Source organism: Psychrobacillus sp. (genome assembly GCF_032154225.1).
Lineage (GTDB): Bacteria > Bacillota > Bacilli > Bacillales_A > Planococcaceae > Psychrobacillus.
This window is the reverse complement of record NZ_JALDYF010000018.1, coordinates 39,368-58,379: the sequence shown is the minus strand read 5'-3', so window position 1 is coordinate 58,379 and position 19,012 is coordinate 39,368. Positions and strand designations below refer to the sequence as shown.

Here is a 19,012-nt window from a genome sequence, read left to right as displayed (position 1 = left end):
AGCCTCAGCAAACCGAGTGGAGTTTAACTCAGTTTGCTGAGGCTTTTAGTTGTCTATTTTTGCATTCATGTAGCTGCTATTTCAAGTGCTTGCTCAAAATCTGCAAGTAAATCATCGGTATGTTCCAGCCCAACAGAAAGGCGGAGCAGCCCATCGGTAATTCCTCGTTTTTCTCGTTCTTCTTTCGGCATAGCTGCATGGGACATTTGAGAAGGATGTGAAAGAATGGATTCAACACCGCCTAAACTTACAGCAAAAACAGGTATTTGCACATTTTCTACAAAAGATTTTGCTGTTGCTTTAGTAGGTAATCGGAATGATAGCACAGCTCCTGAACTAGTTGTTTGTTTCTTATGAACTTCATAGCCAGGATGTGAAGCTAAGCCAGGATAAAATACTTCCTCTACTAAGGGATGGGCATTTAAAAAGTCGGCAATTTTCATTGCGGACTCTGCTGATTTTTCAAATCGTACACTCATTGTTTTAATTCCTTGAATTAAAGAATAAGAATCTTGTGCTCCTAAAATAGCACCAAACGAATTTTGAATGAACGCTAAACGTTTGCCCAGCTCCTCATCCTTCGCAACAGCAAGACCTGCGATAATATCACTATGACCAGACAAAAATTTAGTCGCACTATGCAATACAAGATCTACACCAAGATCAAGTGGACGTTGATATAGTGGTGTCATAAATGTATTGTCTAAAAAAGTGAGGCAATTATTTGCTTTAGCAAGAGCTACAATTTGCGGTATATCCGTAATGCCTAGTCTTGGATTAGAAGGTGTTTCAATGTAAATGACTTTTGTATTTGGTCTAATTGCATTTTCTACTTCTTCTATATTAGATAGGTCAACAAATGTATGCTCAATGCCAAACCCCGGCAAAATTTCTGTAACAAATCGGAATGTACCGCCATATACATCTTCTGTAATAACTAAGTGGTCACCTGCAGATAACAGCATGAAAGCGGAAGAAATTGCTGCGATGCCAGAAGCGAAAGCAAGACCTCTCGCTCCGTCTTCCAGTTCAGCAATCGTTTTTTCTAAAGCGTCTCTTGTTGGATTCCCAGAACGACTATAGTCATATGGTCCAAAGCTATCGAAGTTGGACTGATGAAATGTAGATGATAAGTAAATAGGCATGTTTACTGCGCCCGTTTTTTGCTCATAATCACCGCGCGTGGAAGCGGTGATTAAGCTTGTTTCTAAATGTTCGTTAGAGTAACTCATACGGAAAGCACACTGCTTTCTAATGTAGCAAATACTTGTTGCAAATCGGCGATTAAGTCCTCTGCTTCCTCCACTCCAACAGAAAAGCGTAATAGACTATTGTCAACTCCGCGTGCCAAACGTTCTGCTTCAGGGATATCGGCATGTGTTTGTGTAGCTGGATATGTGATGAAACTTTCCACCCCACCAAGACTTTCAGCGAAAACGATTAGTTGAAGACCTTCTAAAAACGGACCAACCCACTCGCTTTTTTGTAAGCGGAATGAAAGCATTCCACCTGTCCCAGAATATAGAACATCTTTCACAGCAGACTCATTTTTCAAAAACGCTACTATTTGTTTCGCATTCGCATCATGTTGTTTCATTCGTAAATGAAGTGTTTTTAACCCTCGGATTAATAACCAAGAATCGAAGGGAGATAATACTGCACCAGCTGCATTATGATTTACTTGTAATTGTTCACTTAACTTTTCTCCTTTGGATACAACAAGACCAGCAAGGACGTCATTATGTCCACCGATATATTTGGTGCCACTGTGGATAACAATATGTGCTCCAAGTTCGATAGGGCGTTGTAAATACGGTGTTAAAAACGTGTTATCCACAATGAGTAGTAGATTATGCTCGGCAGCTAAAGTTGCGTATTTCTTAATATCTATTTCTTGCATTAATGGATTCGTCGGAGTTTCGATAAAAAGTGCTTTTGTATTTTCTGTTAGCAGTGCTTCAATTTCTTCAATAGATTCAAACTTTGCGTACGATGTGCGGATATTATAAGCATCTGCATGTTGGTTAAATAAACGGTATGTTCCACCGTAAAGATCTTCGGGTGCAATAATTTCATCGCCAAAGCGGAAAAGGGATAGGATCAATTGAATTGCTGCCATGCCAGAACTACAGGCAAACCCTGCATCTGCCCCTTCTAATTTTGCAATACCTCCTTCTAAAATAACTCTTGTCGGATTTTTTGTTCGCGTATAATCATACCCTGTAGATTGACCGAGGCCATCATGTTTATATGCTGTGGATAAGTAAATAGGTGGGTTAACTGCCCCTGTTTTTGGATCACTGTGGTTTCCTAATTGTACTAATTCGGTTTCTAAGCTTCTCTTTGTCATTAGATTCATCCTTTTCATATTAAAATAAAAAAAAGACCTTCTATAAGAAGAAGGCCTTCAGTACTAGTGAAGTCAGTCTTCTCATCTACTAGACGATGTCGTCTATTGGAATTAGCACCTTGCCTGACGAGGTCGGTTGCTGAGACATCGTAGGGCCAATCCCTCCGTCTCTCTTGATAAGAATAAATATTCAATTATTAGAAAATAACAATTATTAGAATATTAACACGACTAGTAGGATTGTACAAGAGGAAATATACAATTTAGTTTTAGGGAAAAATGATAAATTACATGCTACTGATATCATACAACCATTTTTAGGAAGGGGAACTATTATGTTAGAAAACAGGGGACTAGTTACTCTAAATGAATTAGAACACTTAGAACCAAATGAGATTCTTACAATTATTTTTAACTATATATCACAAATTTTCAGGAGAAACAGATCTTGAAAAAGTATTAATGAAAATGGCTGATTTAGGAAAATAACTTGTTTTTGCTGATCGTTGTACTGTTTGGTTGCATGACCAATTAGAAAAAACATTTGGACAGTAGTTGCTCATGGGATAGAAAAAATAACTGTCCCAGCGGATAGAGGATTAATTGGATATTGTGTTTCTACACAAAAAGTAGTTGTGGTGGAGGAAGCATACTTGGATGTTCGTTTTAACCAAGAGGTAGATCAAGAAACAGGCTATCGAACTCGCTCCATTTTATGTATTCCTTTTTACAACACAAAAGGAGAAGTATTAGGTGCTTTTCAAGCTATCAATAAAATGACGGCTAGTGAGAAGTTTAACGAGAAGGATTGTGAAACTTTGTCTCTCGCTGCTTCTTATGTCGGTAAATCATTAGAATCATCCGTTTTATGGGGCGAACTATTAGAAACGCAAAAAGAGATGATTGAAACGATTGGAGAGATAGGGGAAAGTCGTTCCCAAGAGACAGGTAACCATGTCAAGAGAGTAGCGAAATATTCCTATTTATTAGCTACTTTAGCAGGCTTGCCTAAAGAAGATGCATTACTTCTAAAACGTGCTTCTCCTATGCATGACATTGGCAAGGTGGCTACTCCTGATAGTATTCTTCTAAAACCGGGTAAGTTAACAGATGAAGAATATGAAATCATGAAGTAGCATGCTGTAATTGGCTACAACGTATTTACACATTCGAGACGAGAATTATTGCGGGCTGCTGCTATTATTGCGCATAAACATCATGAAAAGTGGGATGGTACTGGCTATCCGAATGGGATTAGTGGAGAGATTTCGGTCGTATTACAGCAATAGCGGGCGTTTTTGATGCTTTAGGAAGCGACCGTGTATACAAAAAGGCATGGCCAATAGAGGAAATTTTAAAGTATATGTTGGAGCAGAAAGGAAAACAATTTGATCCAATATTAACGAAGCTGTTTATTGGTAACGTGGAAAAGTTTATCGTAATACGCGATCAATATAATGAGAAAAAATAGTACATACATGTAATAAATAATGAAGAGGGTACTTTCAGTTGATTTGAAAGTACCCTCACCTGTATGTTATTTTCCGCCAAGCATATTAAACAGTCCGCCTACTACACTTCCTTCGTCAGAAGATCTGCCCCCTGGAGTTTGCGGAGCAGCTGCGAATACACGGCTTGCTAATCGACTAAATGGTAGTGATTGAATCCATACAGTACCTGGACCACGTAAAGTAGCGAAGAATAAGCCTTCTCCACCAAATAAAGCTGTTTTTACGCCTTTTACCATTTCGATATTGTATTCTACATCAGAAGTCATAGCTACTAAACAGCCAGTGTCCACGCGTAAAACTTCTCCTTGTTGTAAGCTTTTTCGATGAATAGTTCCACCTGCATGAACAAAAGCAAGACCATCGCCTTCTAGCTTTTGCATAATGAAACCTTCTCCACCGAAAAATCCAGCTCCGAGCTTACGTTGGAACTCAATTCCGACAGAAACTCCTTTAGCGGCAGCTAAAAAAGCATCTTTTTGACAAATAATTTTGCCGCGGTACTGGCTTAAATCCATAGGAATAATTTTTCCAGGGTATGGTGACGCAAAATACACATGCCTTTTCCCACTTCCAGTATTCGTGAACGTTGTCATGAATAAACTTTCTCCAGTTAACATACGCTTACCTGCACCCATTAATTTGCCCATAATGCCACTAGCCGAACTACCGTTTGAGCCATCTCCAAAAATAGTTTCCATAGAGATGCCGTCTTCCATCATCATTAAGCTTCCAGCTTCTGCTACGACTGTTTCTTGTGGATCTAATTCAATCTCTACAAATTGCATATCATCGCCGTGTAATTTGTAGTCAATTTCGTGATTTTTCATGTTTAGGTTCCTCCTAAATTTGTATTATTCATCTATACGAAAAAGAGAATAAAAAGTTTCATTTTAAAGTTTCAAAATTATTAAAAAAATTTAAAGGTATTCTGAAAGAATTATAGAATTTATTAGTAATGGAAGCGTTTTCATTTTACGAATTATTAATTGAAGAAAGAGGTTGAGCAAATGAAGTTAACAAATTTTATCGATGGAAAATGGCGAGACGTTGGGGATGTAGAATACAAAGCAGTGTTGAATCCAGCGAATGGGGAGCAATTAGCGCAAGTTAGAATGTCATCAACAGAGGATGTAAATCTAGCTGTAGAAGCAGCGGTAAAAGCGCAAAAGAAATGGGCACTCGTTCCAGCTCCTAAACGTGCGGATTATTTATATGAAATAGGAAGAATTATGAAAGAAAAGAAAGAGCATCTTGCACAAGTGTTGACAAAAGAAATGGGAAAAGTGATTGAAGAAGGCAGAGGAGAAGTGCAAGAAGGAATTGATATGGCATTTTACATGGCTGGAGAAGGTCGACGATTATTCGGAGAAACTACACCTTCTGAGCTTGCAGATAAATTTGCAATGAGTGTTCGTGCACCTATTGGAGTAGTCGGGCTTATTACACCTTGGAATTTCCCAATAGCAATTGCGACGTGGAAATCGTTTCCGGCAATCGTGGCGGGCAATGCATTTATTTGGAAACCAGCAACGGAAACTCCAATGATGGCTTATGAAATGGCGAAAATTTTTGAAGAAGCGGGACTTCCTAATGGTGTTGCAAATATTGTATTTGGTTCTGGCTCAGAAGTTGGGACGTCGATGATTGAACACCCACATGTGAAAGTGATTTCGTTTACAGGCTCAACGGAAACGGGGAGTAAAGTTGCTGAACTGGGAGGGCGCCATTTAAAGAAAGTTTCGCTTGAAATGGGTGGGAAAAATGCAGTGATTGTCATGGATGATGCAGATTTACCACTCGCAGTAGAAGGAATTTTATGGAGTGCATTTGGAACAGCTGGTCAACGTTGTACGGCATGTAGTCGGGTGATCGTGCATAAAGATGTAAAGGAAGAGTTAGAAACAATGCTATTGGCGCAGATGAAAAAGTTAACGATTGGTGATGGTTTAGATGAAACAGTCAAAATCGGTCCCGTAATAAATAAACAGGCACTAGAAAAAATTCATGCGTACACGCAAATTGGACAAGAAGAAGGTGCACAGCTTCTCGTTGGTGGTGAAGTATTGAGTGAAGGGAATCTTTCCAAAGGAAATTATTATGCTCCCACCCTATTTACGAATGTGACATCGAATATGAGAATTGCTCAAGAAGAAATTTTTGGACCAGTTGTTTCACTCATTGAAGTAAGTTCCTTGGAGGAAGCGATTGAAGTGAATAATGGAGTGAAATTTGGACTTTCTAGTTCTATTTTTTCACGTGATGTGAATAAAATCTTCCGTGCGCAACGCGATTTGGATACAGGAATTGTATACGTGAACGCTGGAACAACGGGTGCAGAAATTCATTTACCTTTTGGCGGAACGAAAGGTACGGGAAATGGTCACAGAGATTCGGGTGTTGCGGCACTTGATGTGTATACAGAGTGGAAAAGTATTTATGTAGATTTTAGTGGTAAGCTGCAACGTGCGCAAATAGATACAGAATAATTTGTAAACAAAGGGGATGGGTTTATGAAAGTAGCAGTATTAGGTGCAGGTTTAATGGGAAAAGAAGCAGCTCGTGATTTAGTATTAAGTCCGAATGTAGAAAAGGTTTTATTATGTGATTTAGACGTCGGACAAGCGAACATGTTTAAAGAAAAACTTCAAAATGCAAAGATTGAGGTTTTGCGACTAGATGCAAATGAGGACAAAGAAATAATAGCTATTATGAAGCAAGTGGATGTAGTCATAAATGCTTTGTTTTATTCATTTAATGAAAAAATTGCGAAGTTAGCAGTAGAAACGGGCGTGCATTCCATCGATTTAGGCGGTCATATAGGTGGTGCAACGGATGCTGTACTTTCATTGGAAGAAAAGGCGAAAGAAAAAGGTGTAACGCTCATTCCGGATTTAGGAGTTGCTCCTGGCATGATTAATATTTTGGCAGGTCACGGTGCAAGCAAGTTAGATAAAGTTTCCGGCATCCATTTATACGTTGGTGGTATACCTGTTGAGCCGGAGGGGGTTTTTCAATACAATATCGTATTTTCATTAGAAGGAGTATTTGATCATTATACAGACGCTTCGCATGTTATTCGGGACGGAAAGCTAATCGAAGTGGAGTCATTATCTGAAATTGAACCGATTTTCTTCCCGGAGTATGGTGAATTAGAAGCGTTTCATACAGCTGGAGGAACATCGACATTACCGAAATCATTTCCGAATATCGACACATTAGAATATAAAACAATTCGATATAAAGGGCATGCAGATAAATTTAAATTGCTCGTAGATTTAGGGTTAACGAATAAAAAAACGATTGTGAATGTAAACGGAAATATGGTCAAGGCACGCGACGTTTTAAAAGAAGTGCTAACTCCGAAGTTACTACTTGGTGATAAAGAAGATGCTGTTTTATTGCGAGTAATCGTAACAGGAATGAAAGATGGAGAAAATATTACGTACTCCTATGAGATGGCGACGAAGAAAGATAAGCGTTCTGGAGAGACTGCAATGGCAAGAGCAACGGCGAATACAATTTCAATTGTGGCGCAAATGATTGGTAATGGTGTTATTACAAAACGTGGCGTCTATCCACCAGAGCTTATTATTCCAGGGGAATTATATATGAAAGAAATGGCAGCTCGTGGTGTAGATATTATCGAAACGGTGGAAAGAGGTGAATAATGATGGACTTTAACTTTTCAGAGGAGCAGCAACTGCTTCGTAAAACGGTACGCCAATTTGTCGATCAAGAGATTATTCCTTATATAGCGAAATGGGAAGAACAAGGTGCGTTTGATCCGGGCATTTGGAAACGACTTGCAGACCTTGGATTGATGGGAGTTTGTGTTCCTGAGGCATATGGTGGAAGTGGGATGGACTATAATTCGCTTGCGATTGTTTGTGAAGAATTAGAAAGAGGGGATACTGCTTTTCGTACAGCAGTATCCGTTCATACAGGGTTAAATTCTATGACATTGATGCAATGGGGAACGGAAGAGCAAAAGCAAAAGTATCTAGTACCTCAAGCAAAGGGCGAAAAAATTGGTGCATTTGGTTTAACCGAGCCTGGTGCTGGTTCCGATGTTGCTGCAATGTCGACAGTTGCTGTGCTAGACGGAGATGACTATGTATTAAATGGGCAGAAAACATGGATTTCTCTATGTGATGCGGCAAATCATTTTGTTGTGTTTGCCTATACGGATAAATCGAAAAAACATCATGGGATTAGTGCATTTATCGTAGAAAGAAAGTTTGAAGGCTTCTCCTCTAAGGCGATAAAAGGAAAATACGGCATTAAATCAGGAAATACAGGTGAGTTATTTTTTGAAAATATGCGTGTTCCAAAAGAAAATCTATTAGGGCAAGAAGGAGAAGGATTTAAAATAGCGATGGCTGCACTCGACAATGGACGTTTTACAGTTGCAGCTGGAGCAGCGGGGCTTTCATTAGCTTGTTTAGAAGCCAGTGTGAAGTACTGTCATGAACGTGTTACGTTTGGTACTGAAATTGGTAAGCATCAGCTCGTCCAACAGATGATTGCGAAGATGGAAGCTGGTCTTCAAATGAGCCGCCTGCTCGTATACCAAGTGGGAGAACTAAAAAATAAAGGTGTGCGTAATACGAGAGAAACGTCCTTAGCGAAATGGCAAGCATGTGATTTTGCCAATAAAGCGGCAGATGATGCGGTGCAAATTCATGGTGCATATGGCTATTCAGATGAATACCCAGTTGCAAGGTATTTACGAAACTCGAAAGCACCAGTTATTTATGAAGGAACGAGAGAAATCCACACAATCATGCAAGCAGAATACGTTTTAGGATATAGGGAAGATAAAACACTTTCACATATGTTGCCGAAATGGCCATTTGAAGAATAGAGGAGAAAAGGTTTTCTTGGATTTAACTCAAGGAAGCCTTTTCTTATTACTTGCACTAGTGCCAAAAATAATTAATAAAATATGAAACTAAATGGTAAAATAACGGTCTAATGGATTAACTATGAAAAAGAAAGGAAGATTACAATGAAAAAGGTAAGCATCTTATTATTTGCAGCAGTGCTCATTTTATCCCCTTTATTTTATTCAACAAAAACGACTGTCTTGGCAAATGAAAGAACTCCAATTAGAGTTACGGATAAAATTCCGGCTGTAAAGTCCGAAAAAGAACTACAAGACTATTTTGCCAAAGTGCAAAAAGTACAAGAGAATCCATATGGAAAAGTTGATACAGCGATTCTTGAATCATCAGCTGAATCAAAAGATTCTGCAAGTGGAGGAAATCATTCTACTACAAACAACCAAGTAGACGGAGTGGATGAAGCAGATATTGTACAAACAAATGATTCGCATGTATTTACAATCAGCGATCAAAACGTGCTTATTTTAAATGTGAAAGATCCAAAGAAAATGACAAAAGAAGCAACAATAAAGTTAAAAGAAGATTTTTATCCGACAGAGCTTTTATTAGCAAAAGATACACTGATTATTATTGGGCAACGAAACTTTACGGTGCCAATGTATTCAGATAGACCAGCAGATAGTAAAAAAATAGGGATGCCAATGCAATCGATGGTTACAGTGTACTTCTACGATGTATCTAATCCTGCATCGCCGGTACTAACGAGAGAAATTGCAACGGAAGGTCATTTAAATGGGGCACGTGTAACGAATAACACGTTGTATTATGTAACAAATATGTATCCAAATTTTTGGATGTTACGTGAAAATGTTGATATGGAACTGCGTCCGCTAACATATGACTCTAAAACAGATAAAGAAGTAAAGGCTATGAGTTATGACAGTATTCATATTTTACCAAACTCATTAGAAGGAAATTATAGTATTATTTCTTCTATTGATATTAATAATCTTGAAAAAAATGAAGTGGCTACAAAAGGATATCTTGGTGGAAGTGAGCAAATGTATATGTCGAAAGACAATTTATATTTAACTTCGAGCATCTACAATCCTATGGAATCCAATGAAAACACGTTCATGTGGAATCCTGGAACAATGGACACGAAAGTATTTAAATTTGCTTTAAGTAGCTCTGGGGTAGAATATATTGCTTCTACTGAAATAACAGGAACAGTATTAAAACAATTTTCAATGGATGAGCATAATGGATTTTTCCGCGTAGTAACGACGGAAGGAAATAGTTGGGATGAAAGCAAGCCATCTGAAAATCATCTATTCATTTTGAATGCAAGAATGAAAATTGTTGGGTCCTTAACAGGTCTAGCAAAAGACGAACGAATTTACTCTGCAAGATTTATGGGAGATAAAGCATATATGGTAACGTTTAAAGAAACAGATCCACTATTCGTCATAGATGTTTCTAAGCCTAACGCTCCAAAAGTTTTAGGGGAGTTGAAAATTCCAGGCTTCAGTAACTATTTACACCCATTAGATGAAAATCATTTAATCGGATTTGGTTATGAAACGAAATCGATTAATGTTGATTATAGTAAAGAGCCCTTAATCATTAGAGATGCTATGAAGGTTTCGTTATTTGACGTAAGTGATTTTGCAAATCCAAAAGAAAAAGATACAGCAATAATCGGAGGGCAGGGAACTTACTCGCCGATTCAATACGATCATCATGCCTTGTTCCAGCACAAAGCGAAGAACTTATTCGGCTTCCCGGTTGCGATTTATGAAAAAACAAATGAACGAGATTATCCACAGTTTAAACAAGAAGGCGCACTCGTATATGAAATAACGCCTGAAAAAGGAATTACGCTAAAAGGCGATCTGTTACGAGCAAAAAATCCAAATTTGGAGTATGAAGAGTGGGAACGAAGCATTCAACGTATGGTTTACATGGATGATTCGTTGTACACATTGTCTATGAAGGAAATTACAAGCTATGATTTGAATACGTTTAATAAAATCAGTACGTTAGGTTATTGATATTACAGAGAGACCGACAACCCGCAAAAACAATTTGTTACAAAAGTGTTACTGGTAATAGGCGTCAGTAACACTTTTGTAATATAATGCTTCTCTTTCTACCCCCAGAAGTTACGATTCTTCTACGAATAATATAGTGTCCGAGCAAATTAACGGGCAAAATTCTTTTAGAGGTGATTCTAAAATGCAGATGAAGTGGAAGAAAGCAAGTGCAGCATTATTAGCTGCGACGATGACAGTAACTGGAGCAAGTTACGCATGGGCGAATGAAAATTTATTTGATACGGTGGATTTGAGTAAATTAAACTCAAAAACGACAGAAGTAACATCTAGGGATTCAGTAAAAGCGATCGTGACAAATCCTGAAACAACACCTTCAGTAGATAAAACTGAAAGTGATTTTCCAAAAAATCCTGAGGGACATACTGCTGGTAATCTAGCAGGACTAGCAAAAGCATATGAAAATGCTGGAAATGAAACTGCGAAAGCAGAGATTAAAGGAAATGCTGAGCGAGCTATCGTTAAATTTGAAGCTTCTCAAAAAGAAAGAGCTGAAGAACCTACAACGGAAGAATCAGTAGTAGAAAATCCAGTTCAAAAACAACTTAAAACAGAAGAATCGATTACGGTGTCACCTGTAGTGGAAGAACCAGAAAAAGAAAAAAAATCCGCTGAAAAAGAAGAACGCAAAGCACTTCAAACAGAGCAAAAAGAAGAACGTAAAGCCCTTCAAGTAGAGCAGAAGGAAGAGAGAAAAGCTCTTCAAGAAGAACACAAAGCAGAAAAACAAGAAAAAAAAAAGTAATAAAGAAGATAAATAATCATGTTAATATATAGAACCGCTTTTCATTTTCCGAGAAGCCCTATACAATCAGAAGGCATTCGGATGAAGTGAGAACGGAGGGTATGTATACTTTTGTCCATTATTCAAGGGATTTTCAAAACAAAAACAAATATGAGTGAGCTTGTTCAAATGGCGAAAGCAGGCAACGAGGAGGTTCTTAATGACCTCCTTTTTGCCAATACTTCATTTATGAAAAAGACAGCATCCTTTATTTGCAAAAGAACTATAGATGAACAGGACGATGAATTTAGTGTGGCAATGAATGGATTTCATGAAGCAGTGATTGCTTTTGACTCAACTGAAAATGCATCTTTTCAAACATTCGCACAACTAATAATTAAAAGAAGAATTGTAGATTACATTAGGAAAGAAACTGTAAGAAAAGAAAATGTCATGTTATTGCATATAGAGAATGACGAGTCCTCATCAACACAACATTTTTTATTCGATGAAAAATCAATTTATACATATACAGAAGAACAACAATCCGTTGCAAGAAAAGAAGAACTCATACGCTATAACAAAATACTAAATGAATATAATTTGTCCTTTGTGGAACTCACGCACACTGCACCAAAGCATGTAGATGCAAGAAAGACTGCATTTCAGATAGCCCAAATTATTGCAGATTCGAATGAACTCTATAACTACTTAATTAAAAATAAAAGATTACCATTGAAAAAAATCGAAGTATTAGTTGAGATATCAAGAAAAACATTAGAGCGGAATCGGAAATATATAATCGCCGTTGTTTTACTTTTAAACAGTGACTTCGTTTATATAAAAGATTATGTAAAGGGAGAAATCATATGAAGCGCACGTACAGAGGCATTGTTTGCGAAAAGAATAATGACCATATGATTTTTCTATCGAAAGAAGGAGAATTTCTTCGTGGTATTCCGCTTGTAACGGATCCAGGGGTGGGAGAAGAAGTAGAGTTCCATTTAGCACCTACTATCAACCTTCGTCGAAAGCGAATGAAACCTTTTTTCATTGGACCTTCTCTAATCGCAGCAGTGCTACTAATATTTTTTATTGCATCATTGATTTCTCAAACGAATAGTGCATTCGCATACGTCCAAATAGAAGGAGAGATGGCTTTTGAGTTTGGCGTGGATGAAGAAGGAAACGTCATGTCGCTGCGATCAATAGATGATGCGTCTGCTATAGAGCTTGGTGATTGGGAAGGGCTTTCCTTTGGCACGGTGTTAGCTAATACCGTGAACCAAATAGCACCGAGGAATAGTGAACTTGTAATAACTACAGTGTATGAAAAACAAGAACAAGCGGAATTTAAAAAACGTATTGATCAAGCAGTGAATGAAGTCACTAACGCTCATGCAGATAAAACGTGGAGTATACAAGAAAGCACAGTGAAAGAAAGAGAGGAAGCGAACAAAAACAACAAATCCATACAAAAGTTTAAGAATAAAGTAAAGGAACCAAAAATAGAAGAGAAACAAAGAGAAAACCCAACTTCCAAAAATCAACCTGAAAAACAAAAGATACCTGAGCAATCAAACAAAAAAGAAAAGAACATATCAATTCCAAATAATAATAAAGAAAAATCAACTCCAGCTAATAAACCACCAAATAACAGTAAAGAGAAACAACAAGAAAACAATGATCAAGACAGATCACTAAATTTACAAGATAAATCTAAATACGGTAACAATGCCAATAGCAATAACAATGGAAATATCAAAAATAATGGTAACAGTGGTAATAATGAAAACAATAACGGTAAAAAGCCAAACAAATAATGCAACAACTAAAAGTGCGACACCGAAAATTGAACTGCACCCAATTGTTAGACACCATCTAACAATCAGAGGTGTAGTTTTTTATAACTAAATATACTGCTTAAGTAAAATTAGAAGTAGTTTTAGATTATTAAGAAGGAAAAAATCTTTTCGATCTATTGCTCAAGAACGAAATTTGAACACAGCGCTTTTTAAAGATAGGTAGCTCGTTATCTAGAACATGGGATGAAAAGATTGGTTTCATTCCACGACCGTTGATTAACCAATTTCCCCTAATGAACTTCCACAAGAAATGCGCAGGGGTTCCATTAATAAATGCAAAGAGTCGCCGAAATACCATCTTCGGCGATCTGCAGCTTATCTAGCTAAATACTCTATTCTCCAAATGTCAAAGCTAAAAAAATCCATGATTGGAATTTCTATGCGTTCGGTGGGTAAACATTTGCTATACGATTATCGAACAAAGAGCATCTTGGAAATGACGAAGTCGCCTCCAAGATGCTCTAATATTTTCACGTTAATCGTATAGCCCAATATGGCAATTACTTGCCACATTAAACACTTACAATCTTCTAATCTATGGAAGCTCTGACACCGTCACAAAGGAATAGCCTTCACTTTGTAAATACGCAAGCACAGCATCCAGTCCGTCAGCAGTAGATGGGTGAATATCATGCATTAAAATAGTGGAACCATCTCGAACATGCTCCTTCACAATCTCTAGTAAACGAGGTGCGCTTCGATGCTTCCAATCAAGCGTATCGACATCCCACAGAATGACAGGGAGGTTCGTTTGGGATCGTACTGTTTTATTGACCGCTCCGTATGGTGGTCGGAAAACAGTAGGTTTGCTACCAGATGCTTTTTCGATCGCGTTGCTTGTATTATTAATTTCGTCCACAATTTTTTTAGCAGGTGCTTTCGTTAAGTCAGGGTGATTCCACGTATGGTTTCCTAACTCATGTCCTGCATCTTTCATCTCTTTTACAAGTTCAGGATAAAAGGATACGCGGCTTCCAAGCATAAAGAACGTCGCTTTTGCATTATACTTCTTTAATGTGTCCAATACTTTTCTAGTTGTTTCTGGATTTGGGCCATCATCGAAAGTAAGTGCAACAATTTTTCCAGTTACAGGAGTAGTTGGCTCCTCGACTTTTTGTTCGTCTGTGGATGGTTTTTCTGTCTCAGCCGATGGACGATCAATTGAAACAACTGGTAATTGGAATTCATCTGCTAAAATATCATTTACTTGAGAGAGTGGAATCGAAATGACTGGAGCACCAGCAGCTCCCGCTGTTATTTCATAATCATCAAAATAAAATTTTAAGGAATCTTCAGCTAAAGCAAAATTAGTAAAGTTATCCCATTTGGGAGCAATTTTTTCCTCCATCTGTTCTTCTACTAAATAAGGAGTCACTTGTTCGTCGGATGTAATTGCCTCTTTTAGCTTAGAAGAAAGTAGGGCAAGTGCTTCTTCACTATTACCAAGTAAATCTTTCATCGTTAGCATATGACCAGATTGGCTTTGTAATCGGATAATATTCGTTTCAGCTACGCCGTTGGCCCCACCAGTATACATGTTGGAATGAATGACAAATGAATAATATCCAGTAGGATGTGGAAATACTTCAAATGAAATATTGAGCTCACCTTTATTGTATTTACTTGTTTCGCGAATGTACTTTGTTTCTTCTAGGTAAAGAGTTTTTAGTTGCTGTGTGTAAGTCTTTACTTTTTCGTTGAAACTAGGAACATTACTTTGCGGATATTGAATGGCAAAAGGGGAATATTCGTCGTTGGATGTTTCTGTTACAATACGTATTCCTGGGTAAACGGATTCACTTTCATTCACTTCTTCTTTCGTTTTGTCCGGTGGGCTAGCCGTTCCTATTTCTTTATCACTCTTGTTAGATGTGGAAAAAAATAAAAGAATAGCAACTAAACTACTTAATGAAATAATAGCAGTGATAAACGCTATATCAATCCAACGTCCTCTTTTTGGGGGTTTAGTATGAGTGGACATGGAAATTCTCCTTTTCTTATCTATTCTCATTATAGTAGGTTAGACGCTCGAATAGGTGAAAAAGTTTTGGTTTAGATTGTTTTTATTTCCAGTGTTCGTTAAGATTATCGTATTACTAGAAGGAAGGTGTTCCAAATGACGCCGACAAACTACGAATTAGTAGTAGACTGCTGTTTACTGGCAGGCAGATTAATGATGGAAAGTGGTGCCGAAACGTATCGTGCAGAGGATACAATGGACCGAATGGCTATATCTCAGCAGCTAACAGAATCGCAAAGTTTTGTGATGCCCACTGGGATTATATTTAGTGGAAATAAAACCCTACCTACAAAACTAGTAAGGATTAATAACAGGTCAACGGATTTAGAAAGAATTGCACGAGTAAATGCGGTGTCCAGAAGATTAGCTGACGAGGATATAACGTTAGAAGGGGCATATGAAGAGTTAAAAGAAATAGAGAATGATCCTAGAAAATATCCATTTTGGATTCAAATACTAGCAGCTTCGGTTGCTTCAGCGGCATTTCTTTTATTGTACGGAAATAAATTAATGGATGTTCCGACGGCTTTAATTGCCGGCGGTGCTGGTTATGCGGTTGCGAATTTATTGGAAGAAAAAACAAGAGTGAAGTTTTTCGCAGAGTTTTTGGCTGCTATTGTTGTTACTATTATTGCGACATTGTCCGTTTCGTTAGGATTTGGCGTGGAAGTAGATAAAATCATTATCGGCTCAGTGATGCCGCTTGTACCAGGTCTTCTTATTACAAATGCAATTCGTGATTTAATGGCAGGACATTTCGTTTCTGGAGTTTCTAAAGGAGCAGAGGCATTTCTAACTGCATTTGCAATCGGTGCTGGAGTCGCATTAATTTTATCATTTTAGGAGGATGTTCCATGTCATATATAATGCAGGGGATTTTAAGCTTCGCAGCAGGTGCTTCGTTTGCGATCATATTTAATGCGCCGAAAAAGTCGCTTTTCTATTGTGGTATTGCAGGGATGACAGGATGGCTCATTTATTCTTTTGTATTTCAGTTAAGTGAGGATCCGGTGGAAGCTTCTTTTGCGGGGGCATTTACAATTGCATTTGTTGCGCATTTAATGTCTAAACGTTTTAAAATGCCTGTTATTATTTTCAGCGTAGCTGGAATTATTCCGTTAGTGCCAGGTGGTTCTGCATACAATGCTATGCGCAATATAGTGGAGAAGGATTATAGCGTAGCTGTTGAGTATGCTTCCCTCGCTCTAATGATTTCGGGTTCTATTGCGATGGGGCTAGTCTTCGCTGAGATTATTACACAGGTATGGATGAAGATTTTAGGGAGAATGAAGGGACGTACCACGGGTTAGGAAATCTCGGAGTATCTCCGAATAAAAGCTTGTTGGGAGGGGCATAGCCATTTCCAACAAGCTTTTTAAATTATGGTCCAGCTTATTTTAACAAAGCTTCAATTTCTTCTCTAGAAGACGGACGACCGATGTAATATCCTTGAATCGCGTCACAGCCCATTTGTACTAATAGGTCATGTTGTTCTTTTGACTCTACTCCTTCGGCTACAACGCGGATATCTAAAGATTGTCCTAAATGAATAAGTCCGTTAACGAGCTTTTGTAATTTTCCTTGATGAGTAATCGAATTGATGAAAGATCGATCAATTTTTAACTCCTCAACTGGTAACAGCTGCAAATAACGAAGGGATGCATAGCCTACACCGAAATCATCTAATACAAAGACAACGCCATCTTGCTGTAATGTTTGCATCTGTTTAATGATCGTTATATCTGACTCAGCCTCTAATGCAAACTTCTCTGTAATTTCAATTTGCAGGAGATTTGCAGGACAGTTATATTTTTCTAATAATTGTCGAATTTTCTTGACCATGTTTTTATCGCGGAATTCCCGGATAGAAGAGTTAAAACTAACTTTCAATGGAATTCCTTTACTCTTCCAAATAGCAGCTTGCTCACATGATTTTTCTAGCATGAATGTGCCTATTTCATTGATTAGACCTGTTTCCTCAGCAATTGGAATAAGTTCTTCGGGTGATACTGTGCCAAGCACTTCATCTTCCCATCTTACCAATGCCTCTACAGAAGTAATTTTCCCCGTAGCCGAGTTTTTTTGTGGCAAGTACATAACATGGAAATCATCTTTATTGAGTGCTTCCAACATTCTTTTTTCAATTTGGATTTGGCGACTAAGCTTATGATGATCTGATTGACTTAGGCTGGCAATAGCACCGCCGCCCTGTTGCTTGATCTTTTGGATAGTAGCATTAGAAGCTTTTATCAAATGTAAATACGATTGTTGGTCTTCTGGATATTTGGTAATACCACCACTTACAGTGATAGGAATGACTTTATTGTTCAAATAAATTGGGTTTTGTGTTAAAAAATGTATAAAACCTTGGATATACCAATCACTTAAAGGAGTGATTAACGCAAATTCATCTCTCGTAGCACGTGCAATAATCGAGTCTTGGAAGTACATTTTTAAACGTTTAGTGAATTCGTTTAATAATTCTGCTTCTGTTTGATCATTGAATAATTCTTTTAATGTATAAAATTGGTCAATGCTAATAAAAACAAAAGAGAAATGCCTTTGCTCATTAATATACTCCGATGTAATTTGCTCTAGACGATAACGACTGATTAATCCAGTTTCTGTATCAATATATGCAATTTGCTCTAGTCGAGATTGTAATAATTTTTTTTCTGTAATCTCTTCTTCTAATAGTAAATAATAGAGTGTATTATTATCGGCATCTGTAATAGGCATAGCAAGTAGGTCGACCCAATAGTTGTGGCCGTCTTTTGTAATTTTTTCAACAGTTCCTTGGAAGTTCTTTCCTTGTTGAAGGACTTTCATTACTTTATCTGCAGTGGCAACATGTTCTGATGTGTTAGGAAACATTTGCCAAAATGATTTGCCGATAACTCGCTTAGGAGTCCAGTTGCTTTTTTGTAAAAATTGCTCATTTGCGTGTGTGATTAATCCTTCTTTGTCTAAATAAATAAGCATAAAGGATTCGGAAAGTCCTTTTTTCAATAGTTGTAGTTCTTTAAAGGAGGTCTCTTCATTATTTGGGATTTGGTTATAATCTATCAAGAATAATACATAGCGTTCATGTTCAAAGGTGAAAGATTTGGCTGTAACCGAAGCCTCTTTTTTGTCCCCATTTTTTGAAGTTAACTCGATTGCATCGTAACGGATTGGATTAATATTTCGCAATAAGTTTTCCCAAACAACAGAGGGATTTCCTTGCGATTTGTGGCTAAACAGCGGAAATTCTTCCCCTTGTACATCTTCAAGATGATAACCAAAGCTCTTTTCAGCTTCACGACTCCACCAAATAATTTGACCTTCTTTATCTGCCAAAAATGTCGGGTATGGTATATGATTAAAAATAACGCCACTTGAATCCAACAATTCCTGAATACGATACATATGCATAACCCCTTTATTGTATATAGTCTTTTATCAATTATATAGAATGAAGGGTAATTAGTCATTAGCGATAATGAAAAAATGTTAAATAATCATATTTGTAGGTATTAAGTCTTTTTGGGAAATGTCAATGAGTCTTTTGTAATTTCAGTTACAAGTGTTAGTGAATTTTGTAG

Annotated in this window: 16 protein-coding genes and 1 riboswitch; of the genes, 11 read left to right on the top strand and 5 right to left on the bottom strand. The window is 37.6% G+C overall.

Going from position 1 to position 19,012, the window contains the following annotated elements:
- Positions 1–65: 65 nt before the first annotated feature.
- Both metC and RUH95_RS17795 read right to left on the bottom strand, forming a co-directional pair.
- Complete coding sequence (gene metC / locus RUH95_RS17800; RefSeq protein ID WP_313894242.1) at positions 66–1,232, bottom strand: cystathionine beta-lyase; 1,167 nt, start codon at positions 1,230–1,232, stop codon at positions 66–68.
- Positions 1,229–2,350, bottom strand: coding sequence for a methionine biosynthesis PLP-dependent protein (locus RUH95_RS17795; protein ID WP_313894241.1), 1,122 nt, complete (start codon positions 2,348–2,350; stop codon positions 1,229–1,231). The genes metC and RUH95_RS17795 overlap by 4 nt, the downstream gene beginning before the upstream one ends.
- A gap of 78 nt (positions 2,351–2,428) precedes the next feature.
- Positions 2,429–2,533: riboswitch (SAM riboswitch) on the bottom strand.
- Positions 2,534–2,880: 347 nt separating this feature from the next.
- Here RUH95_RS17795 and RUH95_RS17790 point away from each other — a divergent pair.
- Together RUH95_RS17790 and RUH95_RS17785 are read left to right on the top strand one after the other, a co-directional pair.
- Complete coding sequence (locus RUH95_RS17790; RefSeq protein WP_313894263.1) at positions 2,881–3,486, top strand: GAF domain-containing protein; 606 nt, start codon at positions 2,881–2,883, stop codon at positions 3,484–3,486.
- Between the two features lie 48 nt (positions 3,487–3,534).
- Entirely contained in the window at positions 3,535–3,639 is a 105-nt protein-coding gene (locus tag RUH95_RS17785; protein WP_313894240.1) for an HD domain-containing phosphohydrolase, read from the top strand.
- A 248-nt stretch (positions 3,640–3,887) separates the two neighbouring features.
- On the opposite strand, the gene RUH95_RS17780 is transcribed toward RUH95_RS17785, so the two are convergent.
- Positions 3,888–4,688 carry a TIGR00266 family protein gene (locus tag RUH95_RS17780; RefSeq protein WP_313894239.1) on the bottom strand — a complete coding sequence of 267 codons (801 nt, stop codon included), beginning with the start codon at positions 4,686–4,688 and terminating at the stop codon, positions 3,888–3,890.
- 180 nt (positions 4,689–4,868) lie between these two features.
- On the opposite strand from RUH95_RS17780, the gene RUH95_RS17775 reads away from it, so the two are divergent.
- The 7 genes from RUH95_RS17775 to RUH95_RS17745 all read left to right on the top strand — a co-directional run bounded on the left by RUH95_RS17775 (position 4,869) and on the right by RUH95_RS17745 (position 13,366).
- Entirely contained in the window at positions 4,869–6,347 is a 1,479-nt protein-coding gene (locus tag RUH95_RS17775) for an aldehyde dehydrogenase family protein (protein WP_313894238.1), read from the top strand.
- Between the two features lie 24 nt (positions 6,348–6,371).
- Positions 6,372–7,529: a saccharopine dehydrogenase family protein gene (locus RUH95_RS17770; protein ID WP_313894237.1), complete on the top strand. Its 1,158-nt coding sequence runs from the start codon at positions 6,372–6,374 to the stop codon at positions 7,527–7,529.
- 2 nt (positions 7,530–7,531) lie between these two features.
- Positions 7,532–8,725 (top strand): acyl-CoA dehydrogenase family protein, encoded by a 1,194-nt coding sequence (locus tag RUH95_RS17765; protein WP_313894262.1) that lies wholly within the window; start codon positions 7,532–7,534, stop codon positions 8,723–8,725.
- Between the two features lie 144 nt (positions 8,726–8,869).
- The gene (locus RUH95_RS17760; RefSeq protein WP_313894236.1) at positions 8,870–10,759 is read left to right on the top strand and encodes a beta-propeller domain-containing protein; all 1,890 of its coding nucleotides are present in this window, start codon (positions 8,870–8,872) and stop codon (positions 10,757–10,759) included.
- 184 nt (positions 10,760–10,943) lie between these two features.
- The gene (locus RUH95_RS17755; protein ID WP_313894235.1) at positions 10,944–11,564 is read left to right on the top strand and encodes a hypothetical protein; all 621 of its coding nucleotides are present in this window, start codon (positions 10,944–10,946) and stop codon (positions 11,562–11,564) included.
- A gap of 111 nt (positions 11,565–11,675) precedes the next feature.
- On the top strand, positions 11,676–12,416 hold the full coding sequence (sigI, locus tag RUH95_RS17750; protein WP_313894234.1) for an RNA polymerase sigma-I factor: 741 nt from the start codon (positions 11,676–11,678) through the stop codon (positions 12,414–12,416).
- Positions 12,413–13,366, top strand: a complete 954-nt coding sequence (locus RUH95_RS17745; RefSeq protein WP_313894233.1) for an anti-sigma factor domain-containing protein — start codon at positions 12,413–12,415, stop codon at positions 13,364–13,366. The genes sigI and RUH95_RS17745 overlap by 4 nt, the downstream gene beginning before the upstream one ends.
- A gap of 577 nt (positions 13,367–13,943) precedes the next feature.
- Here the strand turns inward: RUH95_RS17745 and RUH95_RS17740 are convergent.
- Positions 13,944–15,389, bottom strand: a complete 1,446-nt coding sequence (locus RUH95_RS17740; protein WP_313894232.1) for a polysaccharide deacetylase family protein — start codon at positions 15,387–15,389, stop codon at positions 13,944–13,946.
- 135 nt (positions 15,390–15,524) lie between these two features.
- Between RUH95_RS17740 and RUH95_RS17735 the strand changes: the two genes are divergently transcribed.
- On the top strand, positions 15,525–16,271 hold the full coding sequence (locus RUH95_RS17735; protein ID WP_313894231.1) for a threonine/serine exporter family protein: 747 nt from the start codon (positions 15,525–15,527) through the stop codon (positions 16,269–16,271).
- An 11-nt stretch (positions 16,272–16,282) separates the two neighbouring features.
- A complete protein-coding gene (locus tag RUH95_RS17730; RefSeq protein ID WP_313894230.1) occupies positions 16,283–16,738 on the top strand; it encodes a threonine/serine exporter family protein in 456 nt (151 codons plus the stop codon).
- Positions 16,739–16,820: 82 nt separating this feature from the next.
- Here the strand turns inward: RUH95_RS17730 and RUH95_RS17725 are convergent, their stop codons facing one another.
- Positions 16,821–18,836, bottom strand: coding sequence for an EAL domain-containing protein (locus RUH95_RS17725; protein ID WP_313894229.1), 2,016 nt, complete (start codon positions 18,834–18,836; stop codon positions 16,821–16,823).
- Positions 18,837–19,012: the final 176 nt, after the last annotated feature.

Coding starts and splice junctions, on each gene's coding strand:
- metC (WP_313894242.1), bottom strand. CDS start 1,232: ATGAGTTACTCTAACGAACATTTAGAAACAAGCTTAATCACCGCTTCC.
- RUH95_RS17795 (WP_313894241.1), bottom strand. CDS start 2,350: ATGACAAAGAGAAGCTTAGAAACCGAATTAGTACAATTAGGAAACCAC.
- RUH95_RS17780 (WP_313894239.1), bottom strand. CDS start 4,688: ATGAAAAATCACGAAATTGACTACAAATTACACGGCGATGATATGCAA.
- RUH95_RS17775 (WP_313894238.1), top strand. CDS start 4,869: ATGAAGTTAACAAATTTTATCGATGGAAAATGGCGAGACGTTGGGGAT.
- RUH95_RS17770 (WP_313894237.1), top strand. CDS start 6,372: ATGAAAGTAGCAGTATTAGGTGCAGGTTTAATGGGAAAAGAAGCAGCT.
- RUH95_RS17765 (WP_313894262.1), top strand. CDS start 7,532: ATGGACTTTAACTTTTCAGAGGAGCAGCAACTGCTTCGTAAAACGGTA.
- RUH95_RS17760 (WP_313894236.1), top strand. CDS start 8,870: ATGAAAAAGGTAAGCATCTTATTATTTGCAGCAGTGCTCATTTTATCC.
- RUH95_RS17755 (WP_313894235.1), top strand. CDS start 10,944: ATGCAGATGAAGTGGAAGAAAGCAAGTGCAGCATTATTAGCTGCGACG.
- RUH95_RS17745 (WP_313894233.1), top strand. CDS start 12,413: ATGAAGCGCACGTACAGAGGCATTGTTTGCGAAAAGAATAATGACCAT.
- RUH95_RS17740 (WP_313894232.1), bottom strand. CDS start 15,389: ATGTCCACTCATACTAAACCCCCAAAAAGAGGACGTTGGATTGATATA.
- RUH95_RS17735 (WP_313894231.1), top strand. CDS start 15,525: ATGACGCCGACAAACTACGAATTAGTAGTAGACTGCTGTTTACTGGCA.
- RUH95_RS17730 (WP_313894230.1), top strand. CDS start 16,283: ATGTCATATATAATGCAGGGGATTTTAAGCTTCGCAGCAGGTGCTTCG.
- RUH95_RS17725 (WP_313894229.1), bottom strand. CDS start 18,836: ATGTATCGTATTCAGGAATTGTTGGATTCAAGTGGCGTTATTTTTAAT.